Annotated in this window: 15 protein-coding genes and 2 CRISPR repeat arrays (1 of these 17 cut by a window edge); all 15 genes read left to right on the top strand. The window is 69.3% G+C overall.

Annotated elements, in window-relative coordinates; all coding sequences use genetic code 11:
- Positions 1-51 precede the first annotated feature (51 nt).
- Positions 52-681 (top strand): GPP34 family phosphoprotein, encoded by a 630-nt coding sequence (locus ACIBO1_RS07575; RefSeq protein ID WP_396742347.1) that lies wholly within the window; start codon positions 52-54, stop codon positions 679-681.
- Positions 682-778: 97 nt separating this feature from the next.
- Positions 779-2,272: an APC family permease gene (locus tag ACIBO1_RS07570; RefSeq protein ID WP_396742345.1), complete on the top strand. Its 1,494-nt coding sequence runs from the start codon at positions 779-781 to the stop codon at positions 2,270-2,272.
- A gap of 14 nt (positions 2,273-2,286) precedes the next feature.
- Entirely contained in the window at positions 2,287-2,940 is a 654-nt protein-coding gene (locus ACIBO1_RS07565) for a GNAT family N-acetyltransferase (RefSeq protein ID WP_396742343.1), read from the top strand.
- Positions 2,937-3,698: a class I SAM-dependent methyltransferase gene (locus ACIBO1_RS07560; RefSeq protein WP_396742341.1), complete on the top strand. Its 762-nt coding sequence runs from the start codon at positions 2,937-2,939 to the stop codon at positions 3,696-3,698. The genes ACIBO1_RS07565 and ACIBO1_RS07560 overlap by 4 nt, the downstream gene beginning before the upstream one ends.
- Positions 3,699-3,711: 13 nt before the next feature.
- A complete protein-coding gene (locus ACIBO1_RS07555; protein WP_396742339.1) occupies positions 3,712-4,605 on the top strand; it encodes a hypothetical protein in 894 nt (297 codons plus the stop codon).
- Between the two features lie 508 nt (positions 4,606-5,113).
- Positions 5,114-6,085 carry a lysostaphin resistance A-like protein gene (locus ACIBO1_RS07550; protein WP_396742337.1) on the top strand — a complete coding sequence of 324 codons (972 nt, stop codon included), beginning with the start codon at positions 5,114-5,116 and terminating at the stop codon, positions 6,083-6,085.
- A 95-nt stretch (positions 6,086-6,180) separates the two neighbouring features.
- Positions 6,181-6,864 (top strand): hypothetical protein, encoded by a 684-nt coding sequence (locus ACIBO1_RS07545; protein ID WP_396742335.1) that lies wholly within the window; start codon positions 6,181-6,183, stop codon positions 6,862-6,864.
- A 63-nt stretch (positions 6,865-6,927) separates the two neighbouring features.
- Positions 6,928-9,215: direct repeats of the CRISPR family, unit length 28 nt; unit sequence GGAGCACCCCCACGTGCGTGGGGAGGAC.
- Positions 9,216-9,333: 118 nt separating this feature from the next.
- Positions 9,334-12,093, top strand: coding sequence for a CRISPR-associated helicase Cas3' (gene cas3 / locus ACIBO1_RS07540; protein ID WP_396742485.1), 2,760 nt, complete (start codon positions 9,334-9,336; stop codon positions 12,091-12,093).
- Positions 12,094-12,200: 107 nt separating this feature from the next.
- Entirely contained in the window at positions 12,201-13,673 is a 1,473-nt protein-coding gene (casA, locus tag ACIBO1_RS07535; RefSeq protein ID WP_396742333.1) for a type I-E CRISPR-associated protein Cse1/CasA, read from the top strand.
- Positions 13,670-14,326, top strand: a complete 657-nt coding sequence (gene casB, locus ACIBO1_RS07530; protein ID WP_396742331.1) for a type I-E CRISPR-associated protein Cse2/CasB — start codon at positions 13,670-13,672, stop codon at positions 14,324-14,326. Before casA ends, casB begins: the two co-directional genes overlap by 4 nt.
- Positions 14,323-15,465, top strand: a complete 1,143-nt coding sequence (gene cas7e / locus ACIBO1_RS07525) for a type I-E CRISPR-associated protein Cas7/Cse4/CasC (protein WP_396742329.1) — start codon at positions 14,323-14,325, stop codon at positions 15,463-15,465. The genes casB and cas7e overlap by 4 nt, the downstream gene beginning before the upstream one ends.
- Positions 15,462-16,247 (top strand): type I-E CRISPR-associated protein Cas5/CasD, encoded by a 786-nt coding sequence (gene cas5e / locus ACIBO1_RS07520; RefSeq protein WP_396742327.1) that lies wholly within the window; start codon positions 15,462-15,464, stop codon positions 16,245-16,247. Before cas7e ends, cas5e begins: the two co-directional genes overlap by 4 nt.
- Positions 16,244-16,864, top strand: coding sequence for a type I-E CRISPR-associated protein Cas6/Cse3/CasE (gene cas6e, locus ACIBO1_RS07515; RefSeq protein WP_396742325.1), 621 nt, complete (start codon positions 16,244-16,246; stop codon positions 16,862-16,864). The genes cas5e and cas6e overlap by 4 nt, the downstream gene beginning before the upstream one ends.
- The gene (gene cas1e / locus ACIBO1_RS07510) at positions 16,861-17,823 is read left to right on the top strand and encodes a type I-E CRISPR-associated endonuclease Cas1e (RefSeq protein WP_396742323.1); all 963 of its coding nucleotides are present in this window, start codon (positions 16,861-16,863) and stop codon (positions 17,821-17,823) included. Before cas6e ends, cas1e begins: the two co-directional genes overlap by 4 nt.
- 11 nt (positions 17,824-17,834) lie before the next feature.
- Entirely contained in the window at positions 17,835-18,167 is a 333-nt protein-coding gene (cas2e, locus tag ACIBO1_RS07505; protein WP_396742321.1) for a type I-E CRISPR-associated endoribonuclease Cas2e, read from the top strand.
- 17 nt (positions 18,168-18,184) lie between these two features.
- A CRISPR array of direct repeats spans positions 18,185-18,998; the repeat unit is 29 nt; unit sequence GTCCTCCCCACGCACGTGGGGGTGCTCCG; it runs 618 nt beyond the window's last position.

The raw sequence follows: 18,998 nt of genomic DNA, 5'->3' as shown, positions 1-18,998 counted from the left end.
GTGGGGCCGTCTCGGCCGGTGCGTGCGGTGGGTAGTGCCGCCGCTCCACCGATGCGTCTGGCGGACGAGTTCTTCTATCTGGCGCACGACGATCAGACGGGTCGGTCGCGTCTGTTCGAGTCCGCGACGGCGCATGGTCTGGCTGCGGCGTTGTTGGCGGAGCTGGGTTGGGAGGGGCGGATCACGTTCGTGGGCCGGCATGTGCGGGTGATCGACCCGTCGCCGCCGGCGGACTGGCTGCAACATCTTGTCCTCGATCGTCTGCTGGCGGAGCCGCAGCACACGGCGACGCGAACGTGGTTGGCGTTCTTGGGCACCACCGCCTATGAGCAGGTAGCGACCCGGATGTGGCAGCTCGGGCTGCTGCGCCAGCACCAGGTGGGTCGGTGGTGGCGGCAGCGCACCGCCTACGTGCCGGCGGACATGAACACCGCCGCCTGGTCGTGGGCCCGCCTGTCCTACCGGTTACGGAACCACGAACGGTTGAACGCGTTCGACGTGACCCTCGGCGGGCTGGCGATGTCCACCCAGCTCGATCCGATCCTGCTCGACGACGCGCCCCCGCTCGCCCGCGTACTCCTACGCCGGCAGGTCGACCAAGCGTCCCTGCCGCTGCGGGAGCTTCTTGCTGATCTCGGTGCCGTCGTCGGTGGTGCCGTGCTGAGTCACCGCACCACCTGAACGCCACCACACCCACCCGCACCACACCACCACCACTGGTCCGGCGTTGCCGCGCCGGGCGCTTGCTGACCCATTGAATTGTTTGGAGAGAGAACTGATGTCTCACACGAGACCTGACACCGTGTCCGCTGTCCTGGCCAGGGGACGGCTCGGTATCCCGTCGGTGGTGTTCTTCGTGATCGCCGCCGCCGCACCCCTGACCGTCGTCGCCGGTGGCGCGACCACCGGGTATGCGGTCACCGGTGTCACCGGTATCCCGGTGTCGTATCTGGTGGTGGCGGCGGTGTTGGCGTTGTTCGCGGTCGGCTACGTGGCCATGTCCCGCCGGATCGTCAACGCGGGCGCCTTCTACACCTACGTCACCCGAGGACTCGGCCGCCCCGCCGGAGTCGCCGCCGCCATGGTCGCGCTGGTCGCCTATAACGCGATGCAGATCGGCCTGTACGGCGGGGCGGGCGCGGTCACCGCGCAGTTCCTCAACGACCGCTACGGCTGGCACCTCACCTGGTGGATCTGCGCCCTCGCCTTCTGGGCCATCGTCGCGGGGCTCGGTGTCGCGCGGATCGACCTCAACGGCCGGGTCCTCGCCGTCGTCCTGGTCGCGGAGTGCGTCGTCGCGCTGACGTTCGACGCGATCATGGTCACCCACCCCGCCGACGGAACCGTCAGCTTCGCCACCCTCGCCCCCTCCCACATCTTCGCCGCCGGAATCGGCGCCGCCCTGGTCACCGCCATCACCGGGTTCGTGGGCTTCGAGGGCACGGTGGTGTTCTCGGAGGAGACGAAGGATCCGCGTCGGACGATCGCTCGCGCCACCTACATCGCCGTCGCGGTGACCGGTCTGCTGTATGGGTTGTCCGCGTGGGCGATGTCGGTGGCCACCGGCCCCGACCGCATCGTGGAGGCGGCCCGCGCTGACGGGACTGATCTGATCTTCAACCTGGTGTCGCCGTACCTGGCCGACAGCGTCATCACCGTCGCCCGGGTCCTGTTCATCACCAGCCTCTTCGCCGCCCTGCTGTCGTTCCACCACACCGTGGCCCGGTACCTGTTCGCGCTCGGCCGGGAACGGGTCCTGCCCGCCGTGTTCGGTCGCACCAGCCGCCGCACCGGCGCACCGAAGGTCGGCTCCCTCGTGCAGAGCGGTCTCGCCTTCGCCGTGCTGGTCGGCTATGCGGTCGCGGGGGCGGACCCGATCGTGCACCTGTTCTTCTGGATCACCGTCACCGGCGGCCTCGGCGTCCTCATCCTCATGACCGTCACCTCCGCCGCCGTCATCGGCTTCTTCGCCCGCATCACCCACACCGAAGGACCCTGGCGCTCGGCGGTCGCACCCGGGGCCGCGACGGTCGCGCTCGCCGGGATCCTCACCGTCACCCTGCGGGAATTCGCCACCCTCCTCGGCGTGGCACCGGACTCGCCACTGCGGTGGGCGTTCCCCACCGCCTACGCCGCCGCCGCACTACTCGGCATCACCTGGGCGCTCACCCTGCGCACCACCCGCCCGGACGTCTACGCGGCAGTCGGCCTCGGCGCGGACAGCGCCACCGGCCCCCACCGCACCCCCGACACCGTCCACCAACCCGCCTGACCAAGAGAGAAGCCGTGACCCGTACCAACAACAGACCACTCGTCCGCGCCGCCGCGAAGGCCGACGCCGGGCCGCTGATCGCCGTCCTCGCCGAAGCGTTCCACCACGGACCCCTCGCCGACTGGCTCATCCCCGACCCCGACGAACGACGCACCGTCTACTACCGCTACTTCAAGGACGCCCTCCACGCCGGACTGGAACAAGGGCAGGTCCACACCACCTCCGACCAGACCGCCGTCGCCATCTGGTACCCCCGCCCCGAACCCGCCCCCACCGACCACCACCAGCGACTGGAAACGCTGGAGCGCATCGCCGGCGTCTACGCGCCGAAGTTCGTGCTGCTGGAGGAGATGTTCGACGCCGTCCACCCCGACACACCACACCACTACCTCGCCTACCTCGCCGTCGACCCCACCCACCACAACCAGGGCATCGGCGCCGCACTCCTCACCGACCACCACCGCCACCTCGACGACATCGGGATCCCGGCCTACCTGGAGGCCAGCAACCTGCACAACCGGCGGCTCTACCTGCGCCACGGCTACACCGCCGGACACACCATCACCCTGCCCACCCACGGACCCACCATCTGGCGCATGTGGCGCGGCACCCCCACCACCAACGGCGGCCGGACCCCGTTCCCGCACACCACGCGGAGGAACCCATGACCACAGCATTGTCGACGCGTCCGGGACCGATGCACCGACTCCTCGACCCAGCCATCCGCACAATCCTGGACCGACTCGACATCCAACCCCACCACGCCGTGTTGGAGATCGGCGCCGGCGGCGGGGAGACCACCGCCCGCCTGGCGCAGCTCGTCGGCCGCTACGGGCTGGTCACCACCGTCGACACCGACACCAGCCGACTCACCCCCACCACCGTCATCGACATACAGCAACGCGACCTGGACCAAGAGATCCTGCCCGGCACCACCGACGCCTACGACCACATCATCGCCCGCTGGACCACCGGCCCCCTCCGCGACCCCGTCGACGTGCTGGAACAGATGATCGCCCGGCTACGCCCCGGCGGCTGGCTCGTCCTCGCCGACATCGCGCCCACCACGCCGACGGTCTACCGGGCACCCGACACCGACGACGACCACCTGATCACCGCCGTCATGAACCGGGCCCGACACATCCTCACCGGCGGCGACGACGCGAGCACGTGGACCGGCGACATCGAGACCCTGCTGGTCAACCGCGGCATGACACAACACTGCATCCACCTCGGCACCGAAACCTGGACCGGTAACCGGCCCGGTTGCCGACTCCTCGCCGACATCGTCACCCACCTACGCCCCGAACTGCTGACCCAGTTCAGCGACGACGAACTCGGCCGGTTCGCTGCCCTCATGGCCGACCCGCGCGTACTCCTCGCCTCCTACACGCACCGCCTCATCCACGCCCGCAAGAACGACTGAGAACGCGAACACCATGACGACACAGCCCCACCCAGCCCGCCGTTCTCTCCTGCGCCTGTTCCTCGGCAGCGGCGTTCTTCTCCTGGCCGCCTGCCAGGCCGACTCCACCGAAGCCCCTCGACCGGACACGACCGGCACACCCGCCGCCGCAACACCGTCGGCCAGCCCACCCACCAGGACCGCGACCGACGCCGGCCTCACCGCAGAGCAGCGGCTGACGCTGCTCGCCGACACCCTGAGCAGTACGCAAGCCGACACCACCATCGACCTGCCCTACGTCTATCTGCACCTGCAAACCTGGGCACGCGCGACGAACACGATCATCCGCACCGACACCCGACGCTGGCGACAGACAGACGGCTCGGGCCGCGAAGTCACGCGCCGGGCACCCGATCTGAAGGGCGTGGACCACCAGCCCCGACCCGACGAACTGCCCCTGTTCGACCACGCTACCCCCACCACGCACCGCCACCCTCCGGGAAGTTTGCACCCGTACCTCCCCGAGCCGGTCCCGGCCGACCCGGCACAGCTCGCCAAGCTGTTGGCACCAGCCGAACTGGCCGGCGAGCCCGCCCACCCGAGGCTGCTCGCAGGCGGTGTCATCGGCCTGGCCACCAGCCAACACCTCCACCACGCCCAGCGGGCCACAGCACTACGCGTATTCGCGCGGATCCCCGGCATCACCTACACCGGCACGACGACCGACCTCGTTGGACGCACCGGCCTGGCGTTCCACGTCACCGCCGACGGGTCCACCACCGTGCTGATCATCGACCCGACCACAGGGGAGCTACTCGCCGCGCACGAACGCATCAGCGGCAGCATCACGCCGGGCTTGTTCTCCTACGTCCTCATCCTGGCCCGAGGCCACACCACCGACGCCGTCACACCACCCGCCGACCGGTGACCGGGTGACGACCCGACCAGCCGCCCCACCTGGACCCGAAAGACAGGAGACGGCTGGTCTCCGGCCGGCGGCAGCGGACCACCCCCGGTGTTCCTGCCGCCGGCCACCCCCACCGCCACGCACCTGCATGCTGTCCGGCCACCGGCCTCCCACGACGGACAGCGCGTCGCACGACCCACTCGAAAGGGACCGACCTTCTGTGCTCCAGTACTTCGCGGTCATCGCGATGATCGCGCTGCACCTGCACCTCGCCGGCCAACCCACCACCATCACCGACACCGCTACCGGTGTCGGTGACGCCGTGGCCACAGCCCGGACCGTGCACTTGGTCTGTGTGCGCTGCATCCTGCGGAGCCTTGCACCACCGGTTCCGACACACCCGTGACGACCTCCACCCGTACGACCACACCCGCTATCCGTTGAGGACCACCGCTCGATGCCTATGCACATGCCGCTGGCCGGAACGCCCTACCATCGGCTGACCACGCGGATCCCCTGGTGGCGGACGTTGCTGGCGCTGGCTGCCGTGCTGATCGCCACCCAGGTCGCGCCGATCCCCGCCACCCTGATCAGCCGACGGCTGCCGCCCGAGGGGCTACCGATCCTCGGCGACCTCACACCACTGGTCCTCTCGCTCGTGGCGATCGCCTGCATCCTGCCGATGACCCTGCTGATCGTTCGGGTGGGTGAGGGCCGACGTATCGGCACACTGGCCGGCGTCACCGGCCGCCTGTCCTGGCGGTTGCTGGCCCTGTACGGCGCACTCGCGGCGATGTGCCTGGCAATGGTGGCGGTCATCGGCACCACCGTCATGATCGCCGTAGCCCTCACCACCGCCGGCCCACCCGAACAGTCAGGCACCCTGACGCTGAACGACATCGGTGAGCGCCTCACCGTGTTGCCGATCCTGCTGTGCCTCATCGTGGTCCAGACCGCAGCCGAGGAAGTCGTCACCCGCGGCGTGATCCTGCAGGCCGCAGGTCGCCTCACCCGCTCCCCGTGGCCCGCCATCGTCGTCCAAGCCGCTGTCTTCACCGCCCTGCACGGCGCCGGTGAGGTGTGGGGCATGGTGGGCGTCATGGTGGTCGGGGTCGCGCTCGGCTGGATCACCGTCCGCACCGGCGGCCTGGCAGCCGCCATTGCCTTTCACATCGTTGTCAACAGCCTGGCCGCACTCGTAGCTGTGGTCTACGGGGCTACGAGCCCCACCGACAACGCCGCCACCGGCTCTTGGCCCCAGGCCCTCATCCTCGCCGGGGCTGCCACCGGCTACGTCCTGCTCGCCAACATGCTGATCCGACCATTAGGCGTCACCACCACCGTCCCGGACCCGCAGACCACCCTCACCCGCGATCCCGCCTCACAGCAGACCGGCGACACCGCCCAGAGCGTGGCCCTGCCGAATGCCGTTCCCAACTGTCCCTCTGCTAGCCCCTCGTCCGAGTCCCTCCACGATCAGGAAGCACACACCCCCTCATGATCGAGTACCTGCGCCTGTCCGGCGCGGTGGTCCACACCCCGATCTACCGATACCAGCACCCCGACACCCGGCGTCGGGTCACGCTGGTCGCCGCCATGCACGTCGGTACGCCCGCCTACTTCACCGGCCTCCTCGACACGATCAGCGACGCCGAGAACGGCGGTGCGGCGGTGCATACCGAGTTCATCCGGTCGCAGCCCATCCCGCCGGACGTGATTGAGGAAGAGAGGCGGGTGTTGGAGGCGATGAAGAGTGGCGGGCCGTGTGAGGATCGCGCTATCGCCACGTTGGGGTGGGTGCATCAGCGTGAGGCGTTCGGTGACATCCCGCCGTCCTGGCAGGAACACGACCTCGACCCGCTGCAGATCATCCGCCTCGCAGGACCGACCGTCATCGGCGCCCAGATCGCCCGACACCAGCGCCGGTTCGCGTGGGCCACCGACGACTGGCAGACCCGCAGACCGCGAGCAGCCGCACTGTTCGCCCTCCAGGCCGCGATCGGACTGCGCATCGGCGCGTCACGAGGCACCAAGAAGATCCCCTACACGCCCGGCGACGAGATCCTCATCGACGCCCGCGACCGCGCCGCCCTGCAAGGCATCGACTCCACCGACCGTGACGTCGTCATGATCTGGGGCGCTGTCCACGTCCGCGGCATCGACACCGGCCTCCACGCCCGCGGCTTCACCCACACCGCCGATCCCGAATGGCGAACCGTCGCCGTCCTGCCCACCATCAGCACCGCACTATGGCACCTCTTCCGCCACCGAGCCCATTGATCAGCATATTTCTGACGTGCGTTGGGAGGACGCCTCGAAGGAGAGCGCGAACCCCGCGTCGTACAGAGCACCCCCACGTGCGTGGGGAGGGCGTCCCCTTCACCCTCGACGGCGTCGCCATCGCCGGAGCACCCCCACATGCGTGGGGAGGACATGACTCGCGACGGGCTCCTGATCTTGAGTGCCGGAACACCCCCACGTGCGTGGGGAGGACAACCGGACACCGTTGGTGTTGTCCTTGTTCAGCGGAGCACCCCCACGTGCGTGGGGAGGACAGCACCGCACCCGGTGCAGGTGCCAGCGGGGGCGGAGCACCCCCACGTGCGTGGGGAGGACCCGCTGGCGCCCTTTGGCCCGACCGGTGATGTTCGGAGCACCCCCACGTGCGTGGGGAGGACGGGTGCTCACGCGTCACCCCCGGCGGGTTCGCCGGAGCACCCCCACGTGCGTGGGGAGGACGGGTTGGTGTCGACGACCGGCGCGGGGGTCGACGGAGCCCCCCCCCACGTGCGTGGGGAGGACGGTCAGAAGACCGGCCGCTCCTTCGCCGAGGGCGGAGCACCCCCACGTGCGTGGGGAGGACGGTATCCGGAAGCGGGACCATAACGGCCATCTCGGAGCACCCCCACGTGCGTGGGGAGGACGCCGACAACGCCCAGTTCGCCAGCCCGGCCTACGGAGCACCCCCACGTGCGTGGGGAGGACGCCCGGATCGGCATCTCCGGCCTGGCGATCGGCGGAGCACCCCCACGTCCGTGGGGAGGACTGGACCAGGCTCGACGAGCTGTTCGCGAAGCGCGGAGCACCCCCACGTGCGTGGGGAGGACGAAGGCAGGACGCCGGGGAAGATCCGCAAGGACGGAGCACCCCCACGTGCGTGGGGAGGACTTCCCGATCCGACGGAACATGTGTGCACGCGTCGGAGCACCCCCACGTGCGTGGGGAGGACGTTCGAGCAGGTCGTTGATGTGCTGTTCCTGCGGAGCACCCCCACGTGCGTGGGGAGGACGTGCCTTGGGCAGGGCGTTCACCGTGCGCCTCCGGAGCACCCCCACGTGCGTGGGGAGGACTTGGCGGCCTCGGCGGAGGTGACGCCCAGTTCCGGAGCACCCCCACGTGCGTGGGGAGGACACCGAAGCGGCGGCCTGCACTAGCGCGCCGTACGGAGCACCCCCACGTGCGTGGGGAGGACGCCGGCCGACACCCAGCCCTGACCGGGTATCGGGGAGCACCCCCACGTGCGTGGGGAGGACATGGTGGCCTCACCGATGAAGTCGATGCCCCACGGAGCACCCCCACGTGCGTGGGGAGGACATACCGGCGTGGAATGCGGTGCCGGCGTCGGCCGGAGCACCCCCACGTGCGTGGGGAGGACCAGGCGAGCCGAGTCCGCCACGATCCGCGCAGCGGAGCACCCCCACGTGCGTGGGGAGGACTCGAGGATCTCGGCAGCGGTCACCCTGGCCAACGGAGCACCCCCACGTGCGTGGGGAGGACGAGGAGCCGGAGGAGTGGGGGTCCGGGGTGTTCGGAGCACCCCCACGTGCGTGGGGAGGACGGGACCGACCAACATCGAAGCGCCCCACCTGCCGGAGCACCCCCACGTGCGTGGGGAGGACAGGGCTGCGTCGTACCGAAAGCCCCGGGCATCCGGAGCACCCCCACGTGCGTGGGGAGGACGGGCCGCCGACGAGGACCGCGCAACCCGGGAGCGGAGCACCCCCACGTGCGTGGGGAGGACGGGGCAGGTCACCGTGAGGGGTGCCCGCCGGTCGGAGCACCCCCACGTGCGTGGGGAGGACACGTGCGGCCGTTCCGCCGCGTCGACCAGGTGCGGAGCACCCCCACGTGCGTGGGGAGGACCCGGGTCGCTGGTGCTGCGGAACCCGGACGCCCGGAGCACCCCCACGTGCGTGGGGAGGACGCCGCCTGCAAGGGCGGCGACCTCACCAAGTTCGGAGCACCCCCACGTGCGTGGGGAGGACTTGTGCGGGTGGATCCGGGGGATCCCGGCCTCCGGAGCACCCCCACGTGCGTGGGGAGGACGGCGTGCCGACGATCTGCCCGAGGTCGAGCAGCGGAGCACCCCCACGTGCGTGGGGAGGACACCACCAGCACGAAGGAGACCAGGCCTGATGCCGGAGCACCCCCACGTGCGTGGGGAGGACCCCGTCGACGAGCTGCTACCCGCCGCCCGCGCCGGAGCACCCCCACGTGCGTGGGGAGGACGGGTCACCTCCGGGGCGGTACTGACCCCACTGCGGAGCACCCCCACGTGCGTGGGGAGGACCTCGCCGCCGGTGGGCGGGTCGTCTACATCGACGGAGCACCCCCACGTGCGTGGGGAGGACACTTCGCGACCTGCGGTTCTACTGAGCCGGTGCGCGGTTTTCTGTCGGCTGATCGGAAGTGTCGTAGGGCTGTGGTTGCATGCGGCTGCCGTGGCGTCCGTGAGCGTGGAGGGAGGACATTGGAGTGGCCGATCATGCAGAGGTCGATGCCGGGGTTTGGGGTAAGTCTAGGCACCTTCCGATGCCGTACCCGCTGCTCTGGCATCTGATCGACACGGCCGCTGTTGCCGGGCTGTTGTGGGATGTGTACCTGGCTCCGAACCAACGGCGGATCATCGCTGACGGTCTGGGTGTCGATGAGAGACATGCCAGGTCATTGGTCATGTTCTGGGCCGGGTTGCACGATGTCGGTAAGGCGACGCCCGGCTTTCAGGGGCAGGACCCCGATGCGTTGGCCGCGTTACGGCGGGCTGGCTCTTACGAGGATTGCCCTGGCGGTGAGTCGCTGCGGCATGATGTCGCTGGCCAGTTGGCTCTACCGGATCTGCTGGCTTGTCTCGGGTATCCACCGCGTGGTCGGCGAGCGAGCCGTTGGGTTGCTTATCGGGTGGCTCAGATCGTCGGTGGTCACCATGGTCGGTTTCAGGAGACCACCGGGTCTCATGGCGGTCGTCTGCATCTGGGTGGGGGGCGTTGGGCGCGGCAGCGCGAGGCGCTGGTGCGGGTCGTGCACGGCGTGGTGGGTTCGCCGGCAGCGCCTGTGAGTGTGGACGCGGCTGCCAGTGTTCTGATTACGGGGCTTGTGATCTTGGCGGATTGGCTTGCCAGTCAGGAGCACTTCCTACGGCAGCAGCTTCCCTTGGTGCCGCAGAACTCAGCTGTGGAGTCTGTGGCAGCGCACCTCGCGGACTTGTCGAAGCCTGCCGCTGGCTTGCTCGCCGAGGCTGGTCTGGGAACGCCGTCGCTGCGGGCTGCGAGCTTCGAGGATCTGTTCGGGTACCGTCCGAACGCACTTCAGCAGTCGATTCTCGATGAGTTGGTGCCGCTGGTCGATGGTCCGGGGCTGCTGGTGCTGACAGCGGCGACTGGGGATGGCAAGACCGAAACTGCGCTGGTGGCTGCTCGCCGGTTGGCCGAGGTGTCCGGCGCGAACGGGTTCTTCTTCGCGTTGCCGACGATGGCGACTTCCGACGAGATGTATCGCCGGGTGCGAACGTTCGCGGCCAAGCTTGCCGACGGGCCGGCGCCGGTGACGCTGTTGCACAGCATGTCCTGGCTGAACGCCGAGTACGAGGCGCGTGCCGCTGTCGACCTCGATGATCCGGGTGGTGTCGTGTCCGACGATCCCGGCTGCGCTGTGGTGGCGCCGGAGTGGCTGCGGGGCCGCAAGCGCGGTTTGTTGGCGCCCATGGCGGTGGGCACGGTCGACCAGGCGCTTCTGGCCGCGCTGACCACCAAGCACAACGCGCTGCGTCTGCTCGGCCTGTCGGGCAAGGTGTTCATCGTTGATGAGGCGCACGCCTACGACGACTATATGACCACTCTGTTGCGGCGTTTGATGACCTGGCTAGGAACGTATGGGTGTCCCGTCGTGCTTCTGTCGGCGACGTTGCCGTCATCGCAGGCGGCGGCACTCGTGCGGGCGTACGAGGAGGGTGCCGGCACGGTGCCAGCCACGGTGTCCGTGCCGTATCCGGGTTGGACGTTCGTGCCTGCTGCGGCGAAGGGCAGCGCCATCACGATCTCGCCCTCAGCCCGGGAACGGGTGGTGGCGGGCCGGACTATGGAGTTCGCACTCGATGTGCGTCCGGTTCGTCATCTCACGGGGAAGGATGTCGATCCTATTGATCGGCGGGTTGTCGTGCGGCAGGTGCTGGCGCCGGTGGTGGAGTGCGGAGGCAGTGCAGCGGTGGTCTGTAACACGGTCGGCGACGCGCAGCAGACCTATCGCGTCGTTCGCGGCTGGGCACCCGCCGACGTGTCGGTGATCCTGCTGCATTCGCGGTTCCCGGCACGCCGCAGGGAGGAAATCACGGGGCGGATCACCGCGCGGCTGGGGAGGAACGGCGACCGGTCCGTCTCGACGATCGTGATCGCGACTCAGGTGATCGAGCAGTCGCTCGACCTGGACTTCGATCTCCTGGTGACGGATCTCGCCCCGATGGCGCAATTGCTGCAGCGGGCCGGTCGATGTCATCGGCATCCGCGAGCAAGGCCGGCCTGGGCTGAACATCCGCGGGTCGTTGTCCTCGACCCGCGTGGCTCTGGCGGTGATGAGCACGTCAGGCCGGCCGCTTGGGGAGACGTGTACGCCCGGTATCTGCTGCGGGCCACGCACGGTCGCCTGGCGAACATCGACACGATCGCCGTGCCGCACTCCGTGCAGGAGCATGTCGAGGCGGTGTACGTACCTGGACCGATCCGTGACGATCCGGTTCTCGGCGCGGAGTACGACGAGTATCGCGCCGACGGTGGGGCGGTGCGGGGGCTGGCCGAGCTTGGTGTCATCCCCGAGCCCGCTGAGGTGACCGATCTGGTGATGCTGAGCCGTAACGACACGCCGGAGTGGGTGGCGTCCACGCGCCTGGGGGCTGAGTCGGAGCGGGTGCTGTGTTGTTACCTCGGTGCCGACGGCACGCAGTGGCTCGACCCGGACCAACGCGTCCCACTTCCTGAGCGTGGCACCGCAACGGGCGGCCGGTTCAGGAACGAGGAGGTGCGGGTGATCCTTCAGGAGACGATCCCGGTGAGGGCGAGTCTGCTGAAGGGCTACGAACCCGCTGCTGTCTTTCCGGCGAGCTGGAGTGACAACGGTTGGCTCAAGAGTCTGCGGCCTCTGTGGTTTCCTCTCGGGCCTACGGGCCCGCAGCCGGCCGTTTGGGACCAGCGTATGGCTGAGCTTGATGGGGAACTTGGCCTGGTCGTTCGCGGAACGTGATCGAGACAATGCCCTGCGGTCAGTCAGTCATCCGACAAGAGGCTTTGCGTCGAGCCGTGAGTTCGGCAGCCTCGGCCCGGCTCGTCTCAGGGGAGTGATCACGTCCAATGACGACATCTTTCGATCTGATTGATCGACCATGGATTCCGGTGACGGCAGGGGGCCCGTCGGAGTTGCTTGGGCTCCGTGAGCTGTTTGTTCGTGCGGCGGTGCTCGATGATCTCGTTCTTCCGGTGCCGCCGGCTGCGTCGGGTTTGTGGCGGATCTTGTATGGGATCACCGCACGGGTGACGGGGCTGGACGCGTTGCGGGGCAAGGATTGGCGACTGCGACAGGAACAAGTGCTCGACAAGGGTGAGTTCGACGTCGAGCGCGTCCATGCCTACTTCGATGAGTGCCGCGGGCGCTTCGACCTCTTTGATCGGGATCGGCCGTGGATGCAGGATCCCCGGCTGGCCGCAGAGTGTGCCAAGTCGTCGGGGGTCAACAAGCTGGTGTTCGACCGTCCGGCGGGCAACACGCAGGTGTGGTTCGGTCACCACACGGACGCCCATGCTGCAGCTCTGCCCCCAGGGGAGGCGGCGTGGTATCTGATCGCGCAGCTGTACTACGGCGCGTCGGGCCGATGTAGCAGTCGTGAGGTGGCCGGGCAGAAGTTCGCCAACAGCACCGCCGGTCCGCTGCGCGGCACCATGTCGTACCACCCGCTCGGGGAGAGTCTGTTCGAGTCTCTGGTGGTGGGTGTGCCGCCAGGGGGCGCGGCGCTGGACGGTGGGTCGGATCGGTTTCCGTGGGAGCGTAACGAGCTGCCCGATCCACTCGGTGTGCCGTACCCGGGTGGCGTGCTGGCCGGCGGGGCGCGGCATGCGGTACTGCTGGTGGCGGACGCCGCCGGTGAGGCGGTGGTGGACGCCTACGTCACGTGGGCGTGGCGGCTGCCGGTCGGGGAGCAGGCCGACCCGTACGTGGTGCGCAAGCAGAACATGGACGGTGGCTGGTACCAGCTTCCGGCCGACGGGTCCCGGGCGTTGTGGCGGGACGTCGACGCCTTGTTGAGTAACAACTCCGAGGTCAAGACCCACCGTCCCGAGATCATGACGGCTGCCGCTGATCTCGGTCTGGACGGGCGGGTTCGGGCGTACGGGTTCGACCAGGACGGGCAGGCCAAGGACCGGCAGTGGTTCACCGCGGTGACTCCACCGATCCTCGGCTGGATGCGTGAACGCGATCCGGAGGCCGCCAGCAGTGTGGCCGCGTTGACCCGCGCGGCCGAGGCGATCGGGCGGCGGCTCGGTGTGGTGCTGCGGCAGGCGTGGCGGGAGCTGACGAACGTCAAGGACCGGGAAGGCCCGTGGGCTCGTGCTGGCGAGGCGTACTACTGGGCGCGGGCCGAGACGGTCTTCTGGGAGTACGTGCGGGACGGTCGATTCACCGAGGGCCCTCGTGCCTTCGCCCGTCTGGGACATCAGGCCATCGATTACGCCGCGGACCGTGAGGCCGGTGCACCGCGGTTGGTGCGGGCGGTCGAGACCGCGCATCGGCTGCTGTCAACACCACCGAAGAAGGGATCTGCCCCGTGACGTCCGCGGACATCGAAGAAAAGCCCTCCGACAGGTTCGCGCGGCGGGTCGCCGAGCAGTGCCTGCGTGATCGTGGTCGGCGTTCGGCCCTGCGTCGTGGCCTGCGCCGCTCTCCCGAGCAGGCGCACACCATGCACGTGGTGGTCGCGCCGCTGCTTCCGGCGACGGTGACCGCGGATCGCGAGTACGCCTACTACGCGGTCGCGGCGATGATCGCGTCGAGCATCCGCGACCGACCGGCAACAGACCTCGCCGACGAAGCTCCCGACCTCGACGACGCGGAGGAGACGGCCGAGGTCACCACCGAGGCCGACAGGCCCGCCCGCCCCAACCTGGGGACGTCGCTGGCGTGGGCGGTGTCCCGGCCGGGCCGGGGGCGCCGTCCGATGAACAGGGCCACCGCCGAGAAACGGCTGCACCTGTTGGTCCGGCAGAGCTACCCGGCCGTGTACCAGCAGCTTCCCGGGATCGTCCGGCACCTCGGCCTGGTCGAGGTCGAGGTGAACTGGGGGCAGCTCCTCGACGACCTCTGCCAGTGGCGGTACCGGCGGGACTGGGTCGCCAAACAGTGGCTCCAGTCGTACTACCGCACCCTGCACGAAGCCGACCGCCAGGCCGAACGGCGGAACCTGAACCCGGAGGAGTCAGCATGACCGCCCGCTACGTCGAGATCCACCTGCTGCAGACCGTGCCGTACGCCAACCTCAACCGCGACGACCTGGGCTCCCCGAAGTCGGTGCGCTATGGCGACGCGGACCGTACGCGGGTCTCCAGCCAGTGCTGGAAGCGTGCCGTGCGGCAGGACCTGGAGACGTACTCCGGCGATGCGGCCAAGCGCACCCGGCGGTTGCCGCGCGCCGTCCAGGACCGTCTCGTCGAGCGGGGCTGGGAGCCGGAGCTGGCGGGCTACGCAGCCGCGCAGGTCATGGTCACGCTCGCCTCGATCGCGGTCAAGGCCGATGGCTTCAAGGTGGACAAGGAGACCGGCGAGGCGCAGGTGCTGTTCTACCTGCCCCAGCGGGCCTTCGACGAGTTGGCCGACCTCTGCGTGCAGCAGCGCGAACGGATCACCGGCCTGCAGTCGGGTGCGGTCAAGGTGAAGAAGGGCGAGGCGCCGCTGCCGGCCGACGGCGTACGGGCTGCGATGAGCCGCCGCAACGACGTGATCAACCTGTTCGGGCGGATGCTCGCCGAGCTACCCGGCACCAACGTCGATGGCGCAGTCCAGGTCGCCCACGCCTTCACCACCCACGGCACGGACCCGCAGGTCGACTTCTTCACCGCCGTCGACGACCTCAAGGCGGACGCCGACCAGACCGGCAGCGGCCACATGAACAGCGCCGAGTTCAGCGCCGGAACGTTCTACCGGTACGCCAGCGTCAACCTCGACGACCTCACCAAGAACCTCGATGACGCCGCCACGGCGGTCGAGCTCACCGCAGCGTTCCTGGCGACGTTCATCACCGCCATGCCGCAGGCAAAGAAGAACTCCACCGCCCCGTTCACGGTCCCCGACCTGGCCTACATCTCGGTCCGCTCCGACCGGCCGGTCTCCCTGGCCAGCGCCTTCGAGACCCCCGTCCGAGCGCTGCTCGACAGCGGATACGCCGAACCGTCACGCCGCCAGCTCGCCGAGTACGCCGGCCGGATCCACCGCCTCCTCGGCGACCAGGGGAGGATCTACCACGGGCACGCCACCATCGACGACAAGGGCTTGGAGCAGCTCGGTGAGGCCCGCCCCAGCTTCGACGCGCTGATCGCCGCCGCCATCGACCACACGAGAGCGCGATGAGCGGTCTGCTGCTGCGGCTGGCCGGGCCGATGCAGTCCTGGGGGGACCACAGCACCTTCAGCGTTCGGGACACCGCCACCGTCCCCACCCGGTCGGCGATGATCGGAATGCTCGCCGCAGCGAAGGGCCTGCACCGCGGCGAGCCGCTGGGCGACCTCACGACGCTGCGCTTCACCGTTCGCGTCGACCGGCCCGGCACGATGATGGACGACTTCCACACCGTCGGTGGCGGCCTGCCTCCGGACCGGACGGTACCGACCGCCGAGGGCAAACGGAGACAGCCCGGCGCGGGGACTATCGTGTCGCGTCGGTTCTACCTGGTCGACGCGGTGTTTATTGTGGCGGTCACCGGCCCGGACACGATCGTGGAGCACGTGCACGAGGCCCTGACCATGCCGGTGTGGGCCCCGTACCTCGGACGCCGGTCCTGCCCGGCGGAACAACCGTTCCTGCTGTCCGGTCCGACCCGCGACCCGGTCGCCCACCTCGAACACCTACCGCTCAACCGCCGCAGACCCGTCGGCGACGCGGACTGCGTCCCGGTCGACTTCGTGACCGAGGAACCCGACGGTGACGGCGCCGGCAGCCGGCTGACCCTCAACGACATACCCATGGACCTGGTCTCCGAGCCGGTGACCGGAGACCGGCAGTCACGCTCACGCCGCTACCTCACCCGCCAGGTCCACGTCACCACCCGCGCCCTGCCCGCCGCCCTGTGCGCCGGCACCGGGATCAAGTACCTGGACACGCTAGACGAGCACCTGCGAGGAGTCCGAACGTGACCGCCTGGCTGACCCGGATCGCACCCGATCTCCGCCACCCGGTGGCACGACGGGACCTGCGCGACATCACCGCAGTGCACCGCAGAGTGATGTCACTGGTCCCCGACGACCTGGGCGAACAACCACGGCATCGCGCCGGTGTGCTCTTCCGACTCGATCACACCACCCTCGGCCCCGTCCTGCTGATCCAGACCGCCCTACCACCGGACCCGTCCCGGCTGCCCGAGGGCTACGGCACCGTCGCCACCCGCGACATCACTCCACTGATCAAAGCCCTGACCACCGGAATGACGGTGCACTACCGGATCGCCGCCAACGCCTCCAAACGCGCGTGGAACGGCGACAACGCCGGCAAGATCGTCGCCCTGTCCGGCCAGCACGCCGAACAGTGGTGGCAACGCAAAGCCGACGCCAGCGGCCTCGACCTGCGTCACCTACGCGCCCAGCCCCAACCGGCCGCCCGAGGCCGGGCCACCCCGGTACGCCACGCGATCACCCTCTTCGAAGGCCAGGCAGTGATCGCCGACGCGGAGCAGGCCCGCGCCGCACTGCTGGCAGGGATCGGCCGCGGCCGGTCGTTCGGCTGCGGGCTACTCAGCCTCGCTCCCACACGATGAGCACGAACGCCCGACGACGTCTCGCCGCACCGACCCTGGCCATGCTGCCCCGCGTCGCGGACTCGCTGAGCTTCCTGTACGCCGACATCGTCCGCATCGTCCAGGACGACACCGGCGTCCTCGCCCAGGTCGACACCCCGAAAGGCACCGAACGCGTCTACCTGCCCACCGCCGCCATCAGCTGCCTCCTCCTCGGACCCGGCACCTCGATCACCCACCGTGCCCTGTCCACCCTGGCCCGACACGGCACCAGCGTCGTCTGCGTCGGCTCCGGAGCCGTCCGCTGCTACGCCGGCATCACCCCCACCTCCCTGACCACCAACTGGCTGGAGAAGCAGGTCCACTGCTGGGCCGACGACAACCAGCGTCTGCAAGTGGCCGTCCGCATGTACGAACGCCGCTTCGGCGAGCCCGTCCCCGAAGACACCACCCTGGCCCAACTTCGGGGCATGGAGGGCCAGCGGATGAAAACGCTCTACCGACTGCTCGCGCAGAAGTACCGAACCGGCAAGTTCCGCCGCAACTACGACCCCGACGCCTGGGACACCCAAGACCCCGTCAACCTCGCGCTGTCAGCCGGCAGCGCCTGCCTCTACGGAGTGGTCCACGCCGTGATCCTCGCCCTGGGCTGCTCACCGGCCCTCGGCTTCGTCCACGCCAGCACCCAACACGCCTTCGTCTACGACGTCGCGGACCTCTACAAAGCGAAGATCACTGTGCCCCTCGCTTTCTCCATGAGCACCTCCACCGAACCTGAACGCGAGGTACGGCGCAAACTGCGCGAGGAGTTCCGCCTACTGAAGCTGATGCCGACGATCGTCACCGACATCCAGCACCTACTCGACCCCGACAGCACACCCAAGCAGCGGCAACCCGTAGCCGAAATCACCTCGCTGTGGGACCCGGACATGGGAGCCCTGCCCTCCGGAGTCAACTACGGCTCCGAACCCTGGGACTGACCATGGCCGCCATGGTCGTCCTCGCTACCACCGCCGTGCCCGACCACCTCCGAGGCGCACTCAGCCGCTGGATGATCGAAGTCAAACCCGGCCTGTTCGTCGGCACCCTCTCCGCCAAAGTCCGCGACGAACTGTGGAACGCCGCCAGCGCCGTCGTCGGTGACGGTGCCGCCGTCCTCATCCAACCCGACAACACCGAGCAAGGCTTCACCCTGCGAACCGCAGGAGAACGCAGACGCCGCCCCGTCGACTTTGACGGCCTCACTCTGGTGGCAATGAGCCCTCTCGAACCGAAGGACCCCGAGCCCCCAACGTCGGAACACATCTGGCCAGAGGGCTGGTAAAACCGCAGGTCGCGAAGGTCCTCCCCACGCACGTGGGGGTGCTCCGGCGTCCTGTGCTCGCGTCGCCTTGCTGGGGGGGTCCTCCCCACGCACGTGGGGGTGCTCCGTCGATGGTCGTCCTCGACCGCGACGTCAACTTGTCCTCCCCACGCACGTGGGGGTGCTCCGCACCGACTGCTGACCGCCGGCTACCGGGCGATGTCCTCCCCACGCACGTGGGGGTGCTCCGATGAACCTGTGCTGCGTCTCGCCTGTCCGTGCGTCCTCCCCACGCACGTGGGGGTGCTCCGTGCACCGCCGACGACGGCAACCGGATCAGCCAGTCCTCCCCACGCACGTGGGGGTGCTCCGATTTTCCCGGCGTACGTGGCCGCGCTGGAGACGTCCTCCCCACGCACGTGGGGGTGCTCCGGTGGCGAGCGCCCAGCAGCAGGTGGAGATCGCGTCCTCCCCACGCACGTGGGGGTGCTCCGGTACGCATCAGAGCCCCCGGTTGCGGCACGTCGTCCTCCCCACGCACGTGGGGGTGCTCCGTCGGTCGGCTGCTCAGCGCCGTCGACCGTGGCGTCCTCCCCACGCACGTGGGGGTGCTCCGATGGTCGCCAGGGCCGAGTTCCGCTGTTCCTGGTCTCCCCACGCACGTGGGGGTGCTCCGAATCCGAAGAAGCCACAGTTCGGCACGCCGGTGTCCTCCCCACGCACGTGGGGGTGCTCCGCCTGCCCGGGTGGGCGTACCGGTCTGCGGCCGGTCCTCCCCACGCACGTGGGGGTGCTCCGCCAGCTCGGGCGCCCCCACCCAGACGGTCACCGTCCTCCCCACGCACGTGGGGG

The sequence above is a fragment of the Micromonospora sp. NPDC049903 genome (genome assembly GCF_044460945.1).
Lineage (GTDB): Bacteria > Actinomycetota > Actinomycetes > Mycobacteriales > Micromonosporaceae > Micromonospora.
The sequence above is the reverse complement of the archived record's forward strand: the minus strand, read 5'-3'. Positions and strand labels throughout refer to the sequence as shown.

Coding starts and splice junctions, on each gene's coding strand:
- ACIBO1_RS07560 (WP_396742341.1), top strand. CDS start 2,937: ATGACCACAGCATTGTCGACGCGTCCGGGACCGATGCACCGACTCCTC.
- cas7e (WP_396742329.1), top strand. CDS start 14,323: ATGACCGCCCGCTACGTCGAGATCCACCTGCTGCAGACCGTGCCGTAC.
- ACIBO1_RS07575 (WP_396742347.1), top strand. CDS start 52: ATGCGTCTGGCGGACGAGTTCTTCTATCTGGCGCACGACGATCAGACG.
- ACIBO1_RS07555 (WP_396742339.1), top strand. CDS start 3,712: ATGACGACACAGCCCCACCCAGCCCGCCGTTCTCTCCTGCGCCTGTTC.
- cas1e (WP_396742323.1), top strand. CDS start 16,861: ATGAGCACGAACGCCCGACGACGTCTCGCCGCACCGACCCTGGCCATG.
- ACIBO1_RS07545 (WP_396742335.1), top strand. CDS start 6,181: ATGCACGTCGGTACGCCCGCCTACTTCACCGGCCTCCTCGACACGATC.
- cas2e (WP_396742321.1), top strand. CDS start 17,835: ATGGTCGTCCTCGCTACCACCGCCGTGCCCGACCACCTCCGAGGCGCA.
- ACIBO1_RS07570 (WP_396742345.1), top strand. CDS start 779: ATGTCTCACACGAGACCTGACACCGTGTCCGCTGTCCTGGCCAGGGGA.
- cas5e (WP_396742327.1), top strand. CDS start 15,462: ATGAGCGGTCTGCTGCTGCGGCTGGCCGGGCCGATGCAGTCCTGGGGG.
- casA (WP_396742333.1), top strand. CDS start 12,201: ATGACGACATCTTTCGATCTGATTGATCGACCATGGATTCCGGTGACG.